Raw genomic sequence first — 18,611 nt, 5'->3', positions numbered from 1 at the left:
GACTAAGGAATCGACAATGGGTAAGTGGTTTAAATCGGGGGCCCCCTGGATCTGGATGACGGGGGGCGCCGTCAGCCTGAGTCTGGTGGCCGTACTGGGTCTGTTGTTGCTGATCGGCTGGCGTGGTCTGGTCTATTTCTGGCCCCATCCCATCTATGAGTGGCAACTTGAAGATGCAAGCGGCAACAAGAGCGTCCTGATTGGCGAGATCAACGACCGGGAGCTGGTGCCGGTGGAGCGCCTGCGCGCCGCAGGCCAGGCGCTGGAAGGGGAGGAGCGCGAAGAGATTACCCGTTATCTGGTCAAGACCGGCAACCGGGAGTTCGTCGACCTCGATTTCCGCTGGGTACTGGAGACCGATATCAAATCGCGCACCCAGCCGGTGGAGCTCGCCATGGTGGAACGCGCCACCAACGGCAACTTCTATGGTTACATCACCTCGGTGAAGGAAGATGGCCAGGAGCTGACCACGGATCTGCATCCCGCCTTGCAGCGGGTGCTGGCCCGTGCCAACGGCCTCTCAAGCCAAGCCAACGACCTGCAAAAAGGGGCCATCGGCAGCATCAACTATCAGCTGGAGCGCCTGCGCCTGAAAGAGCGCAAGGCCGAGCTGGATGACAAGTTGACCGATCAGCTTAAAGCCGAGCTGGCGAGCGAGCGTCAGGCGCTCAACGACCGTTACCAGGTGCTGGAGAAAGAGCTCTTCTCCCTGCGTACCCAGGCGGACAGAGACAGCATCACCGTCAAGGACATGCGCGGCGAGCTGGTGACCATGCCCATGTCCCGGGTGCTGGATGTGGTCTGGCCCAACGACATGAGCCTGATGGCCAAGGTGGGTCACTGGTTCCACCAGATAGGCAAGTTCGTCTCCGATGACCCCCGGGAGGCGAACACCGAGGGCGGCGTCTTCCCTGCCATCTTCGGCACCGTCTTCATGGTGATCCTGATGGCCATCATCGTGACCCCGCTCGGGGTGGTGGCGGCCGTCTACCTGCATGAGTACGCGGGCAAGAACAGCCTGACCAAGATCATCCGTATCGCGGTGATCAATCTGGCGGGGGTGCCCTCCATCGTCTACGGCGTGTTTGGTCTGGGCTTCTTCGTCTACACCCTGGGGGGCAGCATCGACCGCCTCTTCTACCCGGAAGCGCTGCCGAGCCCGACCTTCGGTTCCCCCGGAGTCATCTGGTCAGCCCTGACCCTGGCCATTCTGACCCTGCCGGTGGTGATCGTCTCCACCGAAGAGGGGCTGGCCCGGATCCCGAGCACCATTCGCCAGGGTTCGCTGGCGCTGGGTGCTACCCAGGCCGAGACCCTCTGGCGCATCGTGCTGCCCATGGCCAGCCCGGCCATCATGACCGGCCTTATCCTGGCGATTGCCCGTGCGGCGGGCGAGGTGGCGCCGCTAATGCTGGTGGGGGTGGTGAAGCTTGCTCCAACGTTGCCGATGGACGGCAACTTCCCGTACCTGCACGTGGAGCGCAAGTTCATGCACCTGGGCTTCCACATCTATGACGTGGGCTTCCAGAGCCCGAACGTCGAGGCGGCGCGTCCTCTGGTCTACGCCACCTCCTTCCTGCTGGTGACGGTGATCGTCGGCCTCAACCTGACGGCGATCGGTATTCGTAACCACCTGCGCGAGAAATTCCGGTCGCTGGAACATTAATCCAGCCATTACAGAGACGGGCAGGGACCTTCCCTGCCAACCAGATATTCCGGCAGCGGGCAAGACGTTTGCCCGCTGCCACCAAGAGAATTTGAGGTAAACAGATGATCAACGTAACACCGAGTTCGGCCCCGCACACCGCCACCGACCTGCTCAACCTGACCCCGGAGCAGACTGCGCTGGAGGTGAAGGATCTCAACCTGTACTACGGCAACAAGCAGGCGCTGTTCAACGTCAACATGAAGATCCCCAAGGGTCAGGTCACCGCCTTCATCGGCCCGTCCGGTTGCGGCAAGTCCACTTTGCTGCGCTGCATCAACCGGATGAACGATCTGGTGGAGATTTGCCGCATCGAGGGGGAGATCCAGCTGCACGGCCACAATATCTACGACAAGAGCGTGGATGTCTCCGCCCTTCGCCGTCAGGTGGGCATGGTGTTCCAGCGCCCCAACCCCTTCCCCAAGTCCATCTACGAGAACGTGGTCTACGGCCTGCGCCTGCAGGGCATCAATGACCGCCGTACTCTGGACGAGGCCGCCGAGCGTTCCCTGCGCGGTGCCGCCCTGTGGGAGGAGGTGAAGGATCGTCTGCACGACAACGCCTTCGGCCTCTCCGGTGGTCAGCAGCAGCGTCTGGTGATTGCCCGTGCCATCGCCATCGAGCCGGAAGTGCTGCTGCTCGATGAACCGACCTCGGCGCTGGACCCCATCTCCACCCTCACCATCGAGGAGCTCATCAACGAGCTCAAGAGCCAGTTCACCGTGGTGATCGTGACCCACAACATGCAGCAGGCGGCGCGGGTCTCGGATCAGACCGCGTTCATGTACATGGGGGAACTCATCGAGTACTCGAATACCAACACCATCTTCACCACCCCGGCCAAGAAGAAGACCGAAGACTACATTACCGGTCGTTACGGTTAAGGGATGCCGCTGATTGAGATGAGCAAGATGAGCAAGATGAGCATCAACAAACAGATTGGCAGTCAGTTCAACGGCTAAGGCATAATCGGAGCAACAAGGATTACTGGTATGGACAATATGAACCTCAACAAACACATCTCCGGTCAGTTCAATGCCGAGCTTGAGAGCGTGCGCAATCAGGTACTGGTGATGGGGGGGCTGGTGGAGAAGCAACTCACCGACGCCATCGCCGCCATCCATGGCCAGGATCTGGATGCGGCGCGCAAGATCGTGGCCAACGACCACAAGGTCAACGCCATGGAAGTGGCGATCGACGAGGAGTGCACCCGCATCATCGCCAAGCGTCAGCCCACCGCGTCCGACCTGCGGCTGGTGATGGCCATCATCAAGACCATCACGGATCTGGAGCGGATTGGCGACGTGGCGGACAAGATTGCCCGCATGCTGACCGACAACGCCAACAAGCCCCAGCCACCGCTGGTGTCGCTGGAGAACATGGGGCGTCGCACCATCAAGATGCTCCACGACGTGCTCGACGCTTTCGCCCGCATGGATCTGGATGCCGCCCTGGCGGTCTACAAGGAAGATGACAAGGTGGACCGGGAGTACGAGTCCATCATCCGCGAGCTGATGACCTACATGATGGAAGATCCGCGCACTATACCGCAGGTGCTGAACGTCTTGTGGGCGGCACGGGCCATCGAGCGGGTCGGCGATCGCTGCCAGCACATCTGCGAGTACATCGTCTACTACGTCAAGGGCAAGGATGTGCGTCACACCAAGGCCGATGACCTGAGCGATCTGCTGGGCAAGGGCTGATGGGGCGCCTTGGGTGGAGCTCCCGTCGCGGCTGCACGACGGGAATCCAACCCTGATTGAATAAAAAGGCGCTTTGAGCGCCTTTTTCATTGCATGGCACGGCAGTTCAAGATAACGCCACCCGGCGGGCGCTTTTCTGCTAGAATATGGCCCCTGTGTGAGTCCCGGATGGAGTCACGGTCCGGTTTCCCGGGCCCAGTTTGCCGTCTTGTGCTAAGGCGGCTGTCGCAATAGGTTAATCATGAGTTTTGCCGATAGTTTGTTCTTTCTGATGCTGCTGGTCGCCGGCAGCGTGTTCTTCTCACTCTCCGAGATCTCCCTTGCCGCCTCCCGCAAGATCAAGTTGCAGGTGATGGCCGACGAGGGCAACCGCCACGCCGAGAAGGTGCTGGCATTGCAGGCCCAGCCGGGCAACTTCTTTACCGTGGTGCAGATAGGCCTCAATACCGTCGCCATCCTCGGCGGTATCCTGGGGGAATCCGCCCTCAATCCCGCCATCAGGGAGCTGATTGCCGGCTTCTACCAGGGGCCCTGGCTCGGCCAGATTAGCTCTGCGGCCTCGTTCGTCTTCGTCACCGGCATGTTCATCCTGATAGCGGACCTGATGCCCAAGCGCCTTGCCATGACCATGCCCGAGCGGATCGCCGTGGTGGTGGTGCGTCCCATGATGCTGTGCGTCACCTTGCTGATGCCGCTGGTGTGGCTGTTCAACGGCATGGCCAACGGCCTGTTCCGGCTGATGCGCATCTCCATGGTGCGCAACGACGAGATCACCTCCGACGATATTTATGCGGTGATGGATGCAGGTGCCGAAGCCGGTGTCATTCAGCGCGAGGAGCACCAGCTCATCGAGAACGTGTTCGAGCTCCAGTCTCTGGGTGTCACTTCCGCCATGACGGCGCGGGAGAGCCTCATCTACTTCACCCTGCAAGAGGGGGAGGAGAGCATCAAGGCGAAGATCGCCGAGCACCCCCACAACAAGTTCCTGGTGTGCGACCACAACCTCGACAGCATCAAGGGGTTCGTGGATGCCAAGGAGCTGCTGATCCGCGTCATCAGCGGCCAGAGCATCGATCTCAACAGCGGCTCCCTGGTGCAGAACGTCATCATCATTCCCGACACCCTCAACCTCTACGAGGCGATGGAGTACTTCAAGAACCATCGCGGCGACTTTGCGGTGGTGATGAACGAATACGCCCTGGTGGTGGGCATCGTCACCATGAACGACCTGATGAGCACCGTCATGGGGGAGTGGGCCACCCACGTGGTGGAAGAGCAGATCGTCCAGCGGGACGAGAACTCCTGGCTGGTGGACGGGGTTACCCCCATCTCCGACGTGATGCGCGCCTTCGACATCGAGGAGTTCCCGGAAAACCAAAACTACGAGACCATCGCCGGTTTCATCATGTACATGCTGCGCAAGATCCCCAAGCGCACCGACTCGGTCAAATATGCCGGTTACAAGTTCGAAGTGGTGGACATCGACAGTTACAAGATTGACCAGTTGCTGGTCACCCGGGTAGAACCTGCGAGCAATGAGAAGCCCGCTCAGGAATCCTAAAGGAGTTCGTTAGCAATCATGAAGATGAAGACTCATTCCCGTGCGCTGGCCTGTGTGGCGCTCGCCCTGGCACTGGGTGCCTGCAGCCAGAGCGCACCGCGCAAGCCAGTGACGCCTGCCAAACCCGTTACCCCCGAGCCTGCCGTGGTGGTCCCGCAGCAGGATCCCGATGCGGTGGTGCAAAGCGCCGTGGCAGAGCCCAGCCCGGTGTTCGACGAGGAGTATCACGGCCCGGATCAAGGGTCGCTTGAATCGGTCACCGCCCTGTTTGCCCGGGGTTACATCGAATCCGCCATGCGCGAGACCATGCTGGCGGCGGTGCACAGCGACTATCCGCTGCTCGGCATGCGGGACGTGCGTCTCACCGACCCTGTTGCCAAGTTCCTCACCTCGGCCCAGGCACGCACCACGGCCCACGACTACCTCTATGCCGGGGTGCAGCGTCGGCTGGGCCGCCCCCTCAGCCCCGCCCAGTGGGAGCAGATCTGGCAGGGCTATCCCCAGCAGGGCCGGGTCTCCGACTGGGTCAAGCAGACCAAGCGGGTGCTGGCCGGGCGCTGAGCCCCTGGTTATCGGCGGCTGTGCCCGCCTTGATCCCCTGTTTCACAAGAGGCCACCCCCCGGGGTGGCCTCTTGTCGTTTCAGTGCCTGGCCAGGTGATGCCTGTGCCGGGGAGATCTCCCTTTGCCGCCATCATCCTGAGCTTGCCCGGATTTGTTCGTAGCCCCCGATTGCCTCTTGTTCTACTTTGGGTCATGATATTTGGGATTTCTAGCCGTCTAGATGTTTTGATGGCTTAATATGGTTTCACACAATAAACACCCGTCATGGCGGGGAGACGCAGAGAGACAGAGATGGACAAGCAGGATTTGTGGGTACTCGATGGCGGTATGGGCCGTGAACTGGCGCGGCGTGGTGCGCCGTTCCGTCAACCGGAGTGGTCGGCGCTGGCGTTGATGGAAGCGCCCGAGACGGTGCGCGAGGTACACCAGGCCTATGCGACGAGCGGTGCCCGGGTGATCACTACCAACAGCTATGCCCTGGTGCCCTTCCACATCGGCGAGGCGCGCTTTGCCGCCCAAGGGGAGGCACTTGCAGCTCTGGCCGGGCAACTGGCCCGAGACGTGGCCGACGAGCAGGGGGGAGCCGTCAAGGTGGCCGGCTCCTTGCCGCCGCTCTTTGGCTCCTATCGTGCGGACCTCTATCAGGCCGAGCGGGTGAGCGAGCTGGCGACACCGCTTATCCGTGCCCTGTCACCCCATGTGGATCTCTGGCTGGCGGAGACCATGAGCCTCATCGCCGAGCCCCTGGCCCTCAAGGCCCTGCTGCCCGAGGACGGCAAGCCGTTCTGGGTCTCCTTTACTCTGGAAGACGAAGCGCCGGGCAGCGAGCCCACCCTGCGCTCCGGCGAGCGGGTGGCGGATGCCGTGACCGCGTTGGCGTCGGCCGGGGTGGATGCCATCCTGTTCAACTGCTGCCAGCCCGAGGTGATTGAAGGGGCGCTCAAGGTGGCCGTCGCCGCGTTGCAGGTTCAGGGGCGCACCGACGTTCGCCTCGGCGCCTATGCCAACGCCTTCCCGCCCCAGCCCAAGGAGGCGACTGCCAATGACGGTCTGGACGAGATCCGCGGCGATCTGGGGCCGCTGGATTACCTCGGCTGGGCCGAGCGCTGGCGCAGAGCCGGGGCAAACCTCATCGGCGGCTGCTGCGGCATCGGTCCGGAACACATCGAGGCGCTGGCCAGCCGGCTGCGTTAAGGAGCGCCCATGAAAGAGAGCAAGATCGGGCTCTGGTCCCTCACTGCGCTGGTGTTCAGCTCCATGGTGGGGGCCGGCATCTTCAGCCTGCCCCAGAACATGGCCGATGTGGCGGGCGCCCGCGCCGTGCTGATCGGCTGGGCCGTCACCGGGGTCGGCATACTGGCGCTGGCCATGAGCTTCCTTTACCTGTCGCGGCTCAAACCCGAGCTCGACGGCGGCATCTACAGCTATGCCCGAGCCGGCTTTGGCGAGCTGGTGGGGTTCTTCTCCGCCTGGGGATACTGGCTCTGTGCCACCATCGGCGTGGTGGGGTATCTGGTGATCGCCTTCGCGGCGCTGGGCAGCTTCGTCGACACGCCGGAGCGGGTCTGGTTTGGCGAGGGCAACACATTGGCAGCTTTTGTCGGCGAGTCCTGCATCCTCTGGGCGGTGCACCTGCTGGTGGCCCGAGGCGTGCAGCAGGCGGCCCTGTTCAATCTGGTGGCGACCCTGGCCAAGAGCCTGCCGCTGCTGCTGTTCATCCTGTTCGCCTGCTACTGGTTCGATCCGGTCACCTTTGCGGCGGATCAGGAGGGCAGCACCCTGGCGGTACCGGTCTCCGAGCAGGTGCGCAACACCATGCTCATCACCCTCTGGGTTTTCACCGGCATCGAAGGGGCAGCGGTGCTCTCGGCCCGGGCGAGAAACAAGCGGGACGTGGGCACCGCCACCGTGCTCGGCGTGGTGCTGGCGCTGCTGCTCTATGTGCTCATCTCGGTGCTGGCGCTCGGAATATTGAGCCGCCCGGAGCTTGCGGCCCTGCCCAACCCCTCCATGGCGGGATTGATGGCCCAGATGACGGGTTCCTGGGGCAAGCTGCTCATCAGCGCCGGCCTCATCGTGTCGGTGCTCGCCTCCTACGTGAGCTGGACTCTCTTCTCGGCCGAGGTGCCGTTCAGCGCGGCGCGTCACGGGGCCTTCCCGGCCATCTTCCGGCGCGAGAACCGCAACGGCACCCCCATCGCCTCGCTCTGGCTCACCAGCCTGACCGTGCAGGGCTGCTTGCTGCTGGTATGGCTGCTTGGCAAGGGGTATACCAACCTGCTGCTCATCTCCACCTCCATGATCCTGGTGCCCTACCTGCTCATCGGCCTCTTCCTGCTCAAGCTGGTCTTCAGTGGCAAGGGGGGGCAGGGCCGCGGCCTGATGCGGGTGGTGGCGCTGGTGTCGAGCGGTTATGGTTTCTGGCTGCTCTACGCCGCCGGGGTGGAGTACCTGCTGCTGTCGCTTCTGCTCTACGGGCCGGGTCTGCTGCTGTTTCTCTACAGCCGTCGCCAGCTCGGCGCCGAACAGCGGCTCAGCGGGCGCGAACGGCTGCTGGCCGGGGTGACGCTGCTGAGCCTGATCCCCGCCGTCTGGTCCTTCGTTCACGTCTGACCCGGGGGTTGTCCCTGTCATGAAAAAGAGCGCCCCTGTGCGCTCTTTTTTATCCTGGTCGGTGGGTCAACCGCTGGTGGGGCCCGCCGGTTTGCCAAACAGCACGGCGAGCTTTTGCCGCCATGGGAGGCCCCGGGCCTCTTGCAGCATGTCGCGCCACTCGTGGAAGGTGAGGGTGAGGGGGTTGAAGCTGTGAATTGGCTTGGTGATGCCGAAACGGCACGGCTCGCCCAAGTCTTCTTCCACGAAGGTGCCAAACAGCCGGTCCCAGATGATGAGCACGCCGGCGAAGTTGCGATCGATGTATCTGGCATTGCTGGCGTGGTGCACCCTGTGGTGGGACGGGGTGTTGAAGATCCATTCAAGTTTGCCCAGCTTGCCCACCACCTGGGTGTGGACGAAGAACTGAAAACCCAGGCTCAAGAGCACGGTGGCCACCACCGCCTCGGGGGGGAAGCCGATGAGGATCATGGGGATCCAGAACAGCCACATGCCGGAGACCGGGTACATCAGGCTCTGGCGAAAGGCGGTGGAGAGGTTGAGCCGCTCCGAGCTGTGGTGCACCACGTGGGAGGCCCAGAGCCAGCGCACATGGTGGCTCGCGAAGTGGAACAGCCAGTAGCAGAGATCCTGCAACAGAAAGAGCAGCAAGAGGCTCCAGAGGTTCAGCTCGATATCGAATAATCGCCAGCCCCAGAGGGTGTCATAGAGATAGGCGATGGCAATGGCGGCCAGGGCATCGCCCCCCTGATGCATCAGTGCCAGGGTGGCATTGGCGAAGAGATCCTTCCACTGGTAGCCCGCCGTGGGATAGGCGGCGCCGTGTTTTCGCAGGTAGAGCATCTCCCAGCCGATGAAAACCAGAAAGAGGGGCGAGAGGTAGAGCAGGAGCAGTTGCACATCCATGTGAGCCATCCGGTTGGACCAGTTGGATGTCAGCATACCGGATGAATTTAAAATTTCATTAACATCCTTGCTCGTTGGCGTGGTGACAACCCGATGGCAAAAGGCTGCGGCAAGCAATGCGCCAGGGAGATGATCTGGGGGGAAGGCAAGCATAGAAGAGGGAGCCATGGGCTCCCTCTTCGTGTTGGTGCATCGCGGGTTATAGCACCTGGCTCAGGAACTGGCGCAGGCGCGGGGAGGGTGGATTGTCGAAGAAGTCGGCGGGTTTCTCGTCCACCAGCAGCTCGCCGCTCTCCATGAAGAGCACCCTGTCCGCCACTTCCCGGGCAAAGCCCATCTCGTGAGTCACCACCACCATGGTCATCCCTTCGCGGGCCAACCCCTTCATGACGTCCAGCACCTCTCCCACCATTTCGGGGTCGAGGGCGCTGGTGGGCTCGTCAAACAGCATGATGCGCGGCTGCATGGCGAGCGCCCGGGCGATGGCCACCCGCTGCTGCTGGCCGCCGGAGAGCTGGGAGGGGTAGCTCTGGGCCTTGTTGGAGAGACCGACCTTGAGCAGCAGGGCCTTGGCTCGCTCCTCTGCCTCCTGGCGAGAGAGCCCTCTCACCTTCTGAGGGGCCAGGGTGATGTTGTCCAGCACCGTCAGGTGAGGGAAGAGGTTGAAGGACTGGAACACCATGCCCACCTCTTCCCGCAGCTTGTTGACATCCCCGGGTTCGGTGAGGCTGATGCCGTCGACCACGATATTGCCATCGTTGATGGTCTCCAGCTGGTTGAGGGTGCGCAGGAAGGTGGACTTGCCCGAGCCGCTCGGCCCCACGATCACCACCACTTCCCCTTCGGCCACCTGGGTGCTGACGTTTTTCAGGGCGTGCACCTCAGTGCCGTAGAACTTCTCTACACCGGTCGCCTTGATGATGGGATCAGTTGCAGCGCGCATAGTTCACCTCCAGACGACGCACCGGGAAGGGACAGGGAGTGCCGGTGATGGCAGAACGTTTCGACACCGATGGCGCCTTGATAACGGGATCAGTTGCTGCGCGCATATTTCACCTCCAGACGACGCACCAGGAAGGAGAGAGTGCCGGTCAGCACCAGATAGAGCAGAGCCACGGTGAACCACACCTCGAACGGGCTGAAGGTGGAGCTGACCACTTCGCGCCCCGCCTTGGTGAGATCGGTGATGGAGATGACGGAGACCAGAGAGGAGTCCTTGATGAGGTTGATGAACTGACCCGCGAGCGGTGGCAGCACCCGTTTGAAGGCCTGGGGCAGGATGACGTAGCGCATGGTCTGGGCCGAGGTCATGCCAAGGCTTCTGCCCGCTTCCATCTGCCCCTTGTGAATGGAGCTGATGCCGGCGCGCACGATCTCCGCCACGTAGGCGCCGGTGAAGACCGCGAGCGCCGCCACACCAGCGGTGAATCGGTCGAGGTTCAGCACGGTGCCGATAAAGAAATAGACGATGAAGATCTGCACCAGCAACGGGGTGCCACGGATGAGCTCCACATAGGTCACGGCCAGGTTGCGCAGGGCCGGATTGGGGGAGAGGCGGGCGAGCCCGGCCAGGGTGCCAAGCAGGATGGCGAAGATGCCTGCCACCAGGGAGAGCTTGACCGTGACCCAGACGCCCCAGGCAATGGGGCCGGCGGTCCAGCTCAGTTGCACATCCAGGGTATCGCCGAGGAAGACGGTATCCCCTTCAGCCAGCTGGGAGCCCTTGGGAGCGATGGCCTGACGGCGGCTGGGGTCGAGATCGTCTTGCAGGAAGAGCTGTCCCTTGTCCGCGACCACAGTGCCGTCAAACTCGGCATAGTGTTTCTGTTCTGCCTGATAGGCGATGTACTGGGGAATGCGTTCCCAGCGCCAGGTGTAATCCACAGCCTGCACGGCCTTGTAGATGCCGAAAATGGCGGCCAGCACCAGCAGCAGGAAGATCCCGTGCCAGAGCAGCTGATTGGGCTGTTTTTCCATCTGTCTTGTGAGTTTGGGGTTGATCACTGTCACAACCTCTTTTGTCGTTATCGTGTGGGGAGTCTGCGTGAAGGGGCGGCATGCCGCCCCTTTGAGAGGTTATTTGAGCTGGTTCAGCCAGGCGGTGGATTCAAACCACTTCTTGTAGAGACGGTCGTAGCTGCCGTCACCCTTGATCTGGCGCAGGTAGTTGTTGAACCAGTTGAGGGTGTCCTGATCCCCCTTGCGGATGGCCCAGGCCAGCGGCTCGAAGGTGAACGGCTTGTCGAGGTGCACCACGGCGCCCTGGTTCTGGGACGCGAAGATGGCGTTGTAGGGCAGGTCGTAGACGAAGGCATCCACCTTGCCGTTGATCACTTCCAGCTTGGCGTCATCCTGGGTTTCAAACTGCAGCAGGGTGGCTTTGGGGATCATGCGCTTGACCGCTTGCTCACCCGTAGTGCCGAGTTTGACCGCGATCTTGTATTTGGGATCGTTGAGGTCCTGGAAGGATTTGATTTCGCCCGCCTTGTCTTTGCGAAGCACGATGGTCTGGCCGACGACGATGTAGGGATCGGCAAAGTTCACGCGCAGGTTGCGCTGGGGAGTGACGGTCATGCCGCCCATGATGACGTCGAATTTGTCGGTCAAGAGCGCGGGGATGATGCCGTCCCAGGCGGTGTTGACGAACTCCACCTTCACGCCCATCTCCTTGGCGACCATCTTGGCGAGATCCACGTCAAAGCCGATGTACTGGCCCTGCTTGTTGGTCATCTCGAAGGGTTGATAGCCGGCATCGAAGCCGACCCGCAGCACACCGCGCTCCAGCACGGCATCCAGGGTGGAAGTGGGCGCGGCGTTGGCCAGCCCGCACAGCAGCAGGGTAGAAAGAATGAGTTTTTTGATCATAAATGACGTCTCTGTCGTAAATGTGGTCGGCCTTGAACCTGCTCCCGTGCGACTCCATGGCACAAGAGACTGCTGCATCCGGCAGCAGGCAAGACAGGATTATTGTCTTGGTCGGGGCAAAAGCCCCATATGAGATTCTATGAATGGTTCGTTGGATGAAAAATGTACCAAAACCTGTTTGTGCCAGAAGACTCAATAAGTTATGGAGACTTTTATCCGTCGTGGTGACTCATAAAACCACATGAAAACAACATATCTATCTAATGGCGCCGGTTCAAGTGCAAAATATCCGGCGGCCGTCTCGGTGGAAAATCCGGGCACAGACAGGGCGTTGTCCGGCACGCTTCACGGGGAATGGGGCGTGCGAGCCGGGCAAATATTTTTGCCCGGCCAATAGGCTCCCTCTGTGTCTTGTCATGGGCTTCCCATATACTCAGCCATCCCCATTGGAAGGTTCGGGAATGGACGCCTCAATTCTGCTCAATCTGGACGTATTTACCCTGATGTTGATGGCCCTCGGGGGCTACAGCCTGGGATTCATCACCCTCTCCATCATCTGGTCGACCCACAGGGAAATACCCGGTCTCGGGCTCTGGTGGTGGTCCAGCCTCTGTGCCCTGGCGGCGCAATCGCTCTTCTTCATGCAGGCATTTTCCCCCCATATCGCGGGGATCTGGCTGGCCAACCTGCTCATCACCTTCTGCCTCGCCCTGATGCCACTCGCCATCCAGCGCTTCTTCGGGGAGCCGCCAAACTGGCGGGCCTTCACCCTCTTCATGCTGGTCTATCTGCTGATCCTCTGCTGGAGCGTCATCTTCAACGACAAGATGGCCCCCCGGGTGCTGCTGGCCTGCCTGAGCTACATGATGGTGGGGGCGGTGATTGTCTGGCTCATCTGGCGCCATGGCTACCCTGACTATCTGCCTGCGGTGCTGGTGTTCACCGTGGTCAACATCCTGCTCTACGGTTTCAATCTGGTGCACATGGGGGCCCTGCTCGGCGGCGAGGTGCGGGTCCTGATGGATCAGCATGCGGTCAATGTGCTCCCCTTCCTCTCCATGCTGATGGGCAACTATCTGTCGACCTTCGGGGTGCTGCTGCTCTGTACCCAGTACCGGGCCCTGGCCCTGCGTCGACAGGCCAGCCAGGATCCCCTGACCGGCCTCCTGAACCGGCGCGGCTTCATGGATCACTGCGTGACGATGGCAAGGCTGGGGGCGCTGGTGGTGCTGGATCTCGACGACTTCAGCAGATCAATGATCGCCACGGTCACGAGACCGGGGACAGGGTGCTGGAGGCGGTGGGTCGCTATCTTGCCGGCCAGCGGGATCTGGTGGCCAGCCGCTTCGGCGGGGAAGAGTTTGTGTTGCTGTTGCCCGAGCGGGACCCCCTGGCCCAGCAGGCGCGCTGCGAGCAGATCCGCCAGGGGATAGAAACGCTGGGGCTGAAGGGGGTCCGGGTGACGGCCAGCCTGGGGTGGGCGCCCAGCGCCCGCGAATGGCACTTTGACACCCTGTTCAGCCAGGCAGATCGCGCTCTCTATCAGGCCAAGCGGGAGGGCAAGAACCGGATCTGTCAGGGGGCCTGATCCCCCGTCAGGTCATGCCCGGCCGGTGGCCCTTGACTCCGACCGGACAAAGGCATACCGAGTCAGCCACCTGGTCGCATCAGATCTGAATGGCAGCCTGGCAGCCTGTCAGCGGTGCAACTCCCCCGCGCGTTCCGGCTGATAGACCACTTCCAGGATCTCCACCTGGATGGTGCGACCGGCCGGCCCCGGCCAGGCGATGCTGTCACCCACCTTGAGCCCCAGCAGGGCGCTGCCCACTGGCGCCAGCACGGAGATCTTCGATTCGTCCCCCTGCACATCCTTCGGATAGACCAGCGTCAGGCAGAAGTCGTTGCCGCTGTTTTGCATCTTGAAGCGCACCGTGCTGTTCATGGTCACCACGTCCGGCGGCATGTCGGCGGGTTCGCGGATCTCGGCGCGATCCAGCTCCTCTTGCAGGGCAAGGTGCTGGGGGTGGTTGCCAAGCAGCTGTTCGATGCGATCCAGATCCAGGCTGGAGATGACGAGATGAGGCTGTTTCATAGGGTATTTCCTTATCAAGGACTGAAGGGACCAGGATGACGGGCAGACTGGTCGACAAAAAACGGTGCAAGGGTAAAAAGCAGACAGCAAAAGCGATGCCCCCGAGCGACTCGCGCAGCGGGGCGAGGGCGGGGGCTCAGCGGGGTGTGAGCGTACTGGAAAAAATCATGATTGCTTTCATGGAGATACCATAACCATTCTGGGGTGGTTTGGCAATTGGGCTGACTTTCTCATCAGGGAGCCTGGTAATCGTACTGGTGCAGGATGCGCGCGAGACTGCCATCCTCCCTCATTTCCTGAATGACCCGGCGCCAGCGCAGCGCCTCGCTGCGGGAGAAGCGGGGACTGGCGGCCAGGTAGAGGGTGCTCTGCTGCAAGGTCTCGCCCCGCACCAGATCCGGGAGCGGCAGACCCGCCCGCTGCTGGTTGTAACGGGCGGTGTTCCAGGCCACCGCCCAGGCCTGGATGCGGCCGCGCGCCAGCTTGCTGGCGTTGCTGACCTCCTCGGTGACCAGCTCCTGGGTCACCCCTGTCAGCGGCTGGATCAGGCTCTGGCTATGGGAGCCACGCATCACGCCAACGGTGAGGCCAGGCAACGTCTTCATGGAGAGCGGCGCTGGATGGTGACGGCGATGGCTGACCAGCACGAAGGCCTCCTCCAGCAGGGGGGCAATCCAGAGAAACAGTGGTTCGCGCTGGGTATTTCGGGCCGGGGGCAACAACAGGACATCCGGGCGGTGGCTGGCCTGGCTGAGGGCGCGAGCCAGCGGCATCAACTCGATCTCGAGCGGTTCCCCGAGGCGGCGGGCAGCCTCCTCCAGCACCTCGATGGCCATGCCGCTCGGCGCACCCTGCTGGGCGCGGATCACATAGGGGGGAATGTCCGCGGCCACGACGACCACGGCACGGGCCGAAAAGGCGCAGACGATCAGAGGGGAGAGCAGCAGAAGCAGAGTAACAAGGCGCATGGATGTTCGGGTCCGGGATGAGTACAGAGAGTGTAACATCCCGTTACGTCATGTCAGCCAGGCGATTGCAGCCTGGGGGGATCAGTCGAAGAAATCCCGCAGATCCAGGGTCTGGTACCCTGCCAGTTGCTGCCAGGGGAGGGTCTTTGGCAGCGGCTTGAGCGTCACCTCCATCCGGTAGCTGCGATAACCGTCGAGGCTTGCCGACTCCACCACCAGGGGCAACTGCCAGCGGCTCGACCAGAGGATGCGGGTACGCTGGCGACCTTCGCGGGTCTCATACCAGTTCGCCTGGTCGGGGGCGGCCTCATCCAGCGGTGTCATTCCCTCTAACAGGGAAGGGTTGATGAGGTGGCGGATCCGCGCCCACTCCGGTTTGAAGGCCACCTGGCCGTACTCCTCCTGCGGTACCTCCACCAGCTGGTTGTGCCAGGCATCGGCGTAGCGCAACTGGAGTGCGTCTCCCTCGCTGCGGGTGACCCAGCGTGCCGCCATCTGGTGAGTGAAGTGTTTGTGGCCGGGGCGGGCATCATGGGTGGCGTGATAGGCACGGGCCAGGGGAACGGGAATGAGCCGCTGGCTCCACACCTGGTCACCGACCCGCAGCCACTTCTCCTGCCACTGGCTCTCCCGGGTGATGCCGTCGCTGCCGGTCACCCTGTCCACGTAGCGGATGCGGGCGGCCAGATCGGGCACCTCGTCGGCCAGGAGGGGGAAGGAGAGGGCGCTGCCCAGCAGCCATAAAGAAAGCAGATATTTCATCATCGTCTCTCGCTCGACGGAAAAGGTGCCCGGCGAGGTGCCGGGCCCCTTTATCACAGGCCGAGGGCCTCCCTGAGCTTGCCGAACACCCGGGTGTTGTCGAGGGTGCCCTTGAACTGGCTGCTGCCTGCGCCGCCCGCGAACAGCATCACATCTCCGCCGCCGTGAGTCTCGGAGCCGAGCTTGACCCCGGTCTCCTGTAGGTAGTCATCCGCCATCACCTCATCGCTGGTGAGGGTGGGACGCTGGTCCTGGCGGTTGGGGCCGTTGCCGAATACCAGGGTAGTGAACGGCTTGCCGTCCGCGTCGTTCTGGGTCGAGCCATCGGCGTTCTTGACCAGATCCAGCACCTTGTTGCCCTTGGCTGAATAGCCGTTGATGGTCATGGTGTGGTCGTGGTCGGCGGTGACCACGATCAGGGTATCGCTCAAATCCACTTTGCCGAGGGCCGTCTTGACCGCCTCGTCCAGCGCCACCGCATCGGTCAGGGATCGCTTGGCGTTGGTGGCATGCAGGGCGTGGTCGATACGTCCCCCCTCCACCATCAGGAAGTAGCCCTGGCTGTTCTGGCTGAGCAGATCGATCGCCTTGGCGGTCATCTCGGAGAGGGACGGCTGGGTACTAGCCGCCCCCTTGGCGACGCGGTCCAGTTCGTAGTCGAGGTGGGATTTGGTGCTGAACAGCCCCAGCACCTTGCCCGAGTTGACAGCAGAGAGCTCATCCTTGGTGGTGACATAGCGGTAGCCCCGGGCGGTCAGCTCGGCGGTGAGATCCCGGCCGTCGGCCCGGCCGCCCTTGTTGCTGGCGCTGTAGGGCGTCCAGTGGTTGGCGCCGCCCCCCATCAGCACATCGACCCCATCCCCCAGCGCCTGGTTGAAGCCGGCGCCGCCCGGTACCGCCTGCTCGGCGATGGCGTAGGCCGCATCCCGGTGGCAGATATGGGAATAGGTCGCCGCCGGGGTGGCATGGGTGAGCTCCGTGGTCGTGACGGCTCCCACCGACTTGCCGGCTGCCTTGGCCAGCTCGAGAATGGTGGGCACCGGGCTTCCGTTGTCGCTGGTGCAGTTGTTGATGCCCTTGTTGCCGTTGGCATCCTTGGACGGTGCCACGGCCCTGGTGTCGCTGCTCATGGCGATCACCTCGTTGTTCATCTTGACGCCGGTGGTGTAGGCCGCCATGGAGGGGGCGGAGTCCGTGGTCTGGGCATCGTGGGAGAAGGTCTTGATGCGCGCGCTCTGGGGCAGTTTCATCATCTCGAGATCCCCCTCTTCCCCCACCTTGAACAGGCGGGTGGCGGTGAGCACGGTGGGACCCATGCCGTCACCGATAAAGAGGATGACGTTCTTGGCATCGGCGGCGTGCGCCTGGGAGAGGCCGCCAAGCGTGCCGAGCAGGGCGGTGCAGACCAGCGTCTTTTTCATGGTGATGTTCATCCTGATAATCCCTTACAGCTTGGCCGCAGCCTTGATCTTGCCGAACACGGCGGTGTTGTCGAGAGAGCCGTGGAAGCGCTCCGCCCCCTGGCCGATGGCGCCGAGGAAGACATCGGTACCGCCGTGGGTCTCGTTGCCTATCTCGCCCACCTTGACCACCACCTCCTGGTGATAGTCGTCGGCGGAGGTGGTGGCGTCGTCGAGGGCCGCCACGCTGCTGCGCGGGCCATCCACTCGGTTGTAGCCGTTGCCAAAGCCGATGATGGTGTAGGGCATGCCATCGCTATCCTTGCTTGGCTCGCCGGTCTCGTAGTTCTTCACCAGCCCGAGCACGCCCGCATTGCCTGCCGTGGTCTTGCCGGTGCGCTTGGCGTACCCGTTGAGCACAAGCGTGTGGTCATGGTCGGCGGTGACCACGATCAGGGTGTTTTTCAGCTCGGGATCGGTTTTCTTCACTTCATTGATGGCGGCCAGGATGGCGTTGTCGAAGGCGAGGGTATCCTGCAGGGCGCGCTTGGCGTTGGTGTCGTGCAGGGCGTGGTCGATACGCCCCCCTTCCACCATTAGGAAGTAGCCCTTCTCTTTGCCCTTGAGCTGCTTGATGGCAGCCAGGGTCATCTGGGCCAGTGACGGCTCGCTGGCGGGCCGGTCCAGGTCATATTTCATGTGGCTTGAGCCAAACAGGCCCAGCAGCGGCTTGCTCGCATCGGCCTGGTTCAGCTCGTCCAGGGTGGCGGCAAACTGATAGCCCTTCGCCTTCATCTCGTCGATGAGGTTGCGACCATCGGTCCGCTTGCCCTTGTCGGCGCTGGGCAGGAAGAAGCTGCTGCCGCCCCCGAGCACCACGTCCAGCCCCTCCTTCAGGGCGCTGTTGTAACCGCTGCCCCCCGGCACCATCTGGACGGCGATATCAGCCTCCAGGTCCCGGTTGCAGATATGGGCATAGGTGGCGGCCGGGGTGGCGTGGGTGACCCGGGTGGTGGTGACCACGCCGGTGCCACGGCCATCGGCCTTGGCCAGCTCCAGCAGGGTGGTCACCGCTTTGCCGCCGCTCTGGCTGCAATCGCTCTCCTGGGTGGCGTCGCTGTCCATGCTGATGACGCCGTTGTTGCTCTTGACCCCGGTCATGTAGGCCGCCATGGAGGGGGCCGAGTCGGTCACCTGAGCATCGTGGGAGAAGGTCTTGATGAAGGCCGTTTCCGGCAGGGTGTCGATGGTGAGGCTGCCCTCTTCGCCGACGCCATAGATCCGGGAGGCGGTCAGGGTGTTGAGACCCATGCCGTCGCCGAGGAAGAAGATCACGTTCTTGGCGCTGGGTTCCGGGGTGTTGCTGTCGTTGTTGGAGTTGCAGCCGGCGGCCAGGGCGGCGCCTATCATCACTGCAAGTCCTGCCATCTTTCTCATTGGGGTTCGCTCCTTGTGAAACCTGAGCGCAGCCTA

General features: G+C 62.5%; 17 protein-coding genes and 1 pseudogene. 8 read left to right on the top strand and 10 right to left on the bottom strand.

Features of this window, described 5'->3' with window-relative positions; all coding sequences use genetic code 11:
• The first annotated feature begins 16 nt into the window (after positions 1–16).
• The 7 genes from pstA (at position 17) to J9893_RS00455 (ending at position 8,145) form a co-directional block, all read left to right on the top strand.
• Entirely contained in the window at positions 17–1,666 is a 1,650-nt protein-coding gene (pstA, locus tag J9893_RS00485; RefSeq protein ID WP_128313625.1) for a phosphate ABC transporter permease PstA, read from the top strand.
• A gap of 104 nt (positions 1,667–1,770) precedes the next feature.
• Entirely contained in the window at positions 1,771–2,589 is an 819-nt protein-coding gene (pstB, locus tag J9893_RS00480; RefSeq protein WP_010675264.1) for a phosphate ABC transporter ATP-binding protein PstB, read from the top strand.
• A 108-nt stretch (positions 2,590–2,697) separates the two neighbouring features.
• Positions 2,698–3,408, top strand: a complete 711-nt coding sequence (gene phoU, locus J9893_RS00475) for a phosphate signaling complex protein PhoU (RefSeq protein ID WP_029314752.1) — start codon at positions 2,698–2,700, stop codon at positions 3,406–3,408.
• Between the two features lie 241 nt (positions 3,409–3,649).
• Positions 3,650–4,969, top strand: coding sequence for a hemolysin family protein (locus J9893_RS00470; RefSeq protein WP_041213150.1), 1,320 nt, complete (start codon positions 3,650–3,652; stop codon positions 4,967–4,969).
• Between the two features lie 18 nt (positions 4,970–4,987).
• Positions 4,988–5,530 (top strand): hypothetical protein, encoded by a 543-nt coding sequence (locus J9893_RS00465; RefSeq protein ID WP_042017561.1) that lies wholly within the window; start codon positions 4,988–4,990, stop codon positions 5,528–5,530.
• A 293-nt stretch (positions 5,531–5,823) separates the two neighbouring features.
• On the top strand, positions 5,824–6,726 hold the full coding sequence (locus tag J9893_RS00460) for a homocysteine S-methyltransferase family protein (RefSeq protein ID WP_039040257.1): 903 nt from the start codon (positions 5,824–5,826) through the stop codon (positions 6,724–6,726).
• 9 nt (positions 6,727–6,735) lie between these two features.
• Positions 6,736–8,145 (top strand): basic amino acid/polyamine antiporter, encoded by a 1,410-nt coding sequence (locus J9893_RS00455; protein WP_042864109.1) that lies wholly within the window; start codon positions 6,736–6,738, stop codon positions 8,143–8,145.
• A gap of 66 nt (positions 8,146–8,211) precedes the next feature.
• Here the strand turns inward: J9893_RS00455 and J9893_RS00450 are convergent, their stop codons facing one another.
• From J9893_RS00450 to J9893_RS00435, 5 genes are all read right to left on the bottom strand, one after another.
• The gene (locus J9893_RS00450; RefSeq protein ID WP_039040283.1) at positions 8,212–9,051 is read right to left on the bottom strand and encodes a sterol desaturase family protein; all 840 of its coding nucleotides are present in this window, start codon (positions 9,049–9,051) and stop codon (positions 8,212–8,214) included.
• 199 nt (positions 9,052–9,250) lie between these two features.
• Complete coding sequence (locus tag J9893_RS00445) at positions 9,251–9,994, bottom strand: amino acid ABC transporter ATP-binding protein (protein WP_010675257.1); 744 nt, start codon at positions 9,992–9,994, stop codon at positions 9,251–9,253.
• Positions 9,978–10,100 (bottom strand): hypothetical protein, encoded by a 123-nt coding sequence (locus J9893_RS21880; RefSeq protein ID WP_257692682.1) that lies wholly within the window; start codon positions 10,098–10,100, stop codon positions 9,978–9,980. Before J9893_RS21880 ends, J9893_RS00445 begins: the two co-directional genes overlap by 17 nt.
• On the bottom strand, positions 10,084–11,028 hold the full coding sequence (locus tag J9893_RS00440; RefSeq protein WP_041201654.1) for an amino acid ABC transporter permease: 945 nt from the start codon (positions 11,026–11,028) through the stop codon (positions 10,084–10,086). The genes J9893_RS21880 and J9893_RS00440 overlap by 17 nt, the downstream gene beginning before the upstream one ends.
• 99 nt (positions 11,029–11,127) lie before the next feature.
• A complete protein-coding gene (locus tag J9893_RS00435; protein WP_010675255.1) occupies positions 11,128–11,916 on the bottom strand; it encodes a transporter substrate-binding domain-containing protein in 789 nt (262 codons plus the stop codon).
• 461 nt (positions 11,917–12,377) lie between these two features.
• On the opposite strand from J9893_RS00435, the pseudogene J9893_RS22040 reads away from it, so the two are divergent.
• A pseudogene (locus J9893_RS22040) lies at positions 12,378–13,504 on the top strand (GGDEF domain-containing protein).
• Between the two features lie 108 nt (positions 13,505–13,612).
• Here the strand turns inward: J9893_RS22040 and rnk are convergent.
• The 5 genes from rnk to J9893_RS00405 all read right to left on the bottom strand — a co-directional run bounded on the left by rnk (position 13,613) and on the right by J9893_RS00405 (position 18,575).
• Positions 13,613–14,008 carry a nucleoside diphosphate kinase regulator gene (gene rnk / locus J9893_RS00425; protein WP_010675253.1) on the bottom strand — a complete coding sequence of 132 codons (396 nt, stop codon included), beginning with the start codon at positions 14,006–14,008 and terminating at the stop codon, positions 13,613–13,615.
• A 233-nt stretch (positions 14,009–14,241) separates the two neighbouring features.
• Positions 14,242–14,976, bottom strand: a complete 735-nt coding sequence (locus tag J9893_RS00420) for a transporter substrate-binding domain-containing protein (RefSeq protein ID WP_210599816.1) — start codon at positions 14,974–14,976, stop codon at positions 14,242–14,244.
• An 81-nt stretch (positions 14,977–15,057) separates the two neighbouring features.
• A complete protein-coding gene (locus J9893_RS00415; protein ID WP_029314749.1) occupies positions 15,058–15,741 on the bottom strand; it encodes a hypothetical protein in 684 nt (227 codons plus the stop codon).
• Between the two features lie 50 nt (positions 15,742–15,791).
• Positions 15,792–17,159 (bottom strand): alkaline phosphatase, encoded by a 1,368-nt coding sequence (locus J9893_RS00410; protein ID WP_174218574.1) that lies wholly within the window; start codon positions 17,157–17,159, stop codon positions 15,792–15,794.
• A 24-nt stretch (positions 17,160–17,183) separates the two neighbouring features.
• Positions 17,184–18,575 (bottom strand): alkaline phosphatase, encoded by a 1,392-nt coding sequence (locus J9893_RS00405; protein WP_041214887.1) that lies wholly within the window; start codon positions 18,573–18,575, stop codon positions 17,184–17,186.
• Between the last annotated feature and the right edge of the window lie 36 nt (positions 18,576–18,611).

This window comes from Aeromonas sp. MaB10011B (genome assembly GCF_017939325.1).
Lineage (GTDB): Bacteria > Pseudomonadota > Gammaproteobacteria > Enterobacterales > Aeromonadaceae > Aeromonas > Aeromonas caviae.
This window is presented reverse-complemented; position numbering and strand designations above follow the sequence as displayed.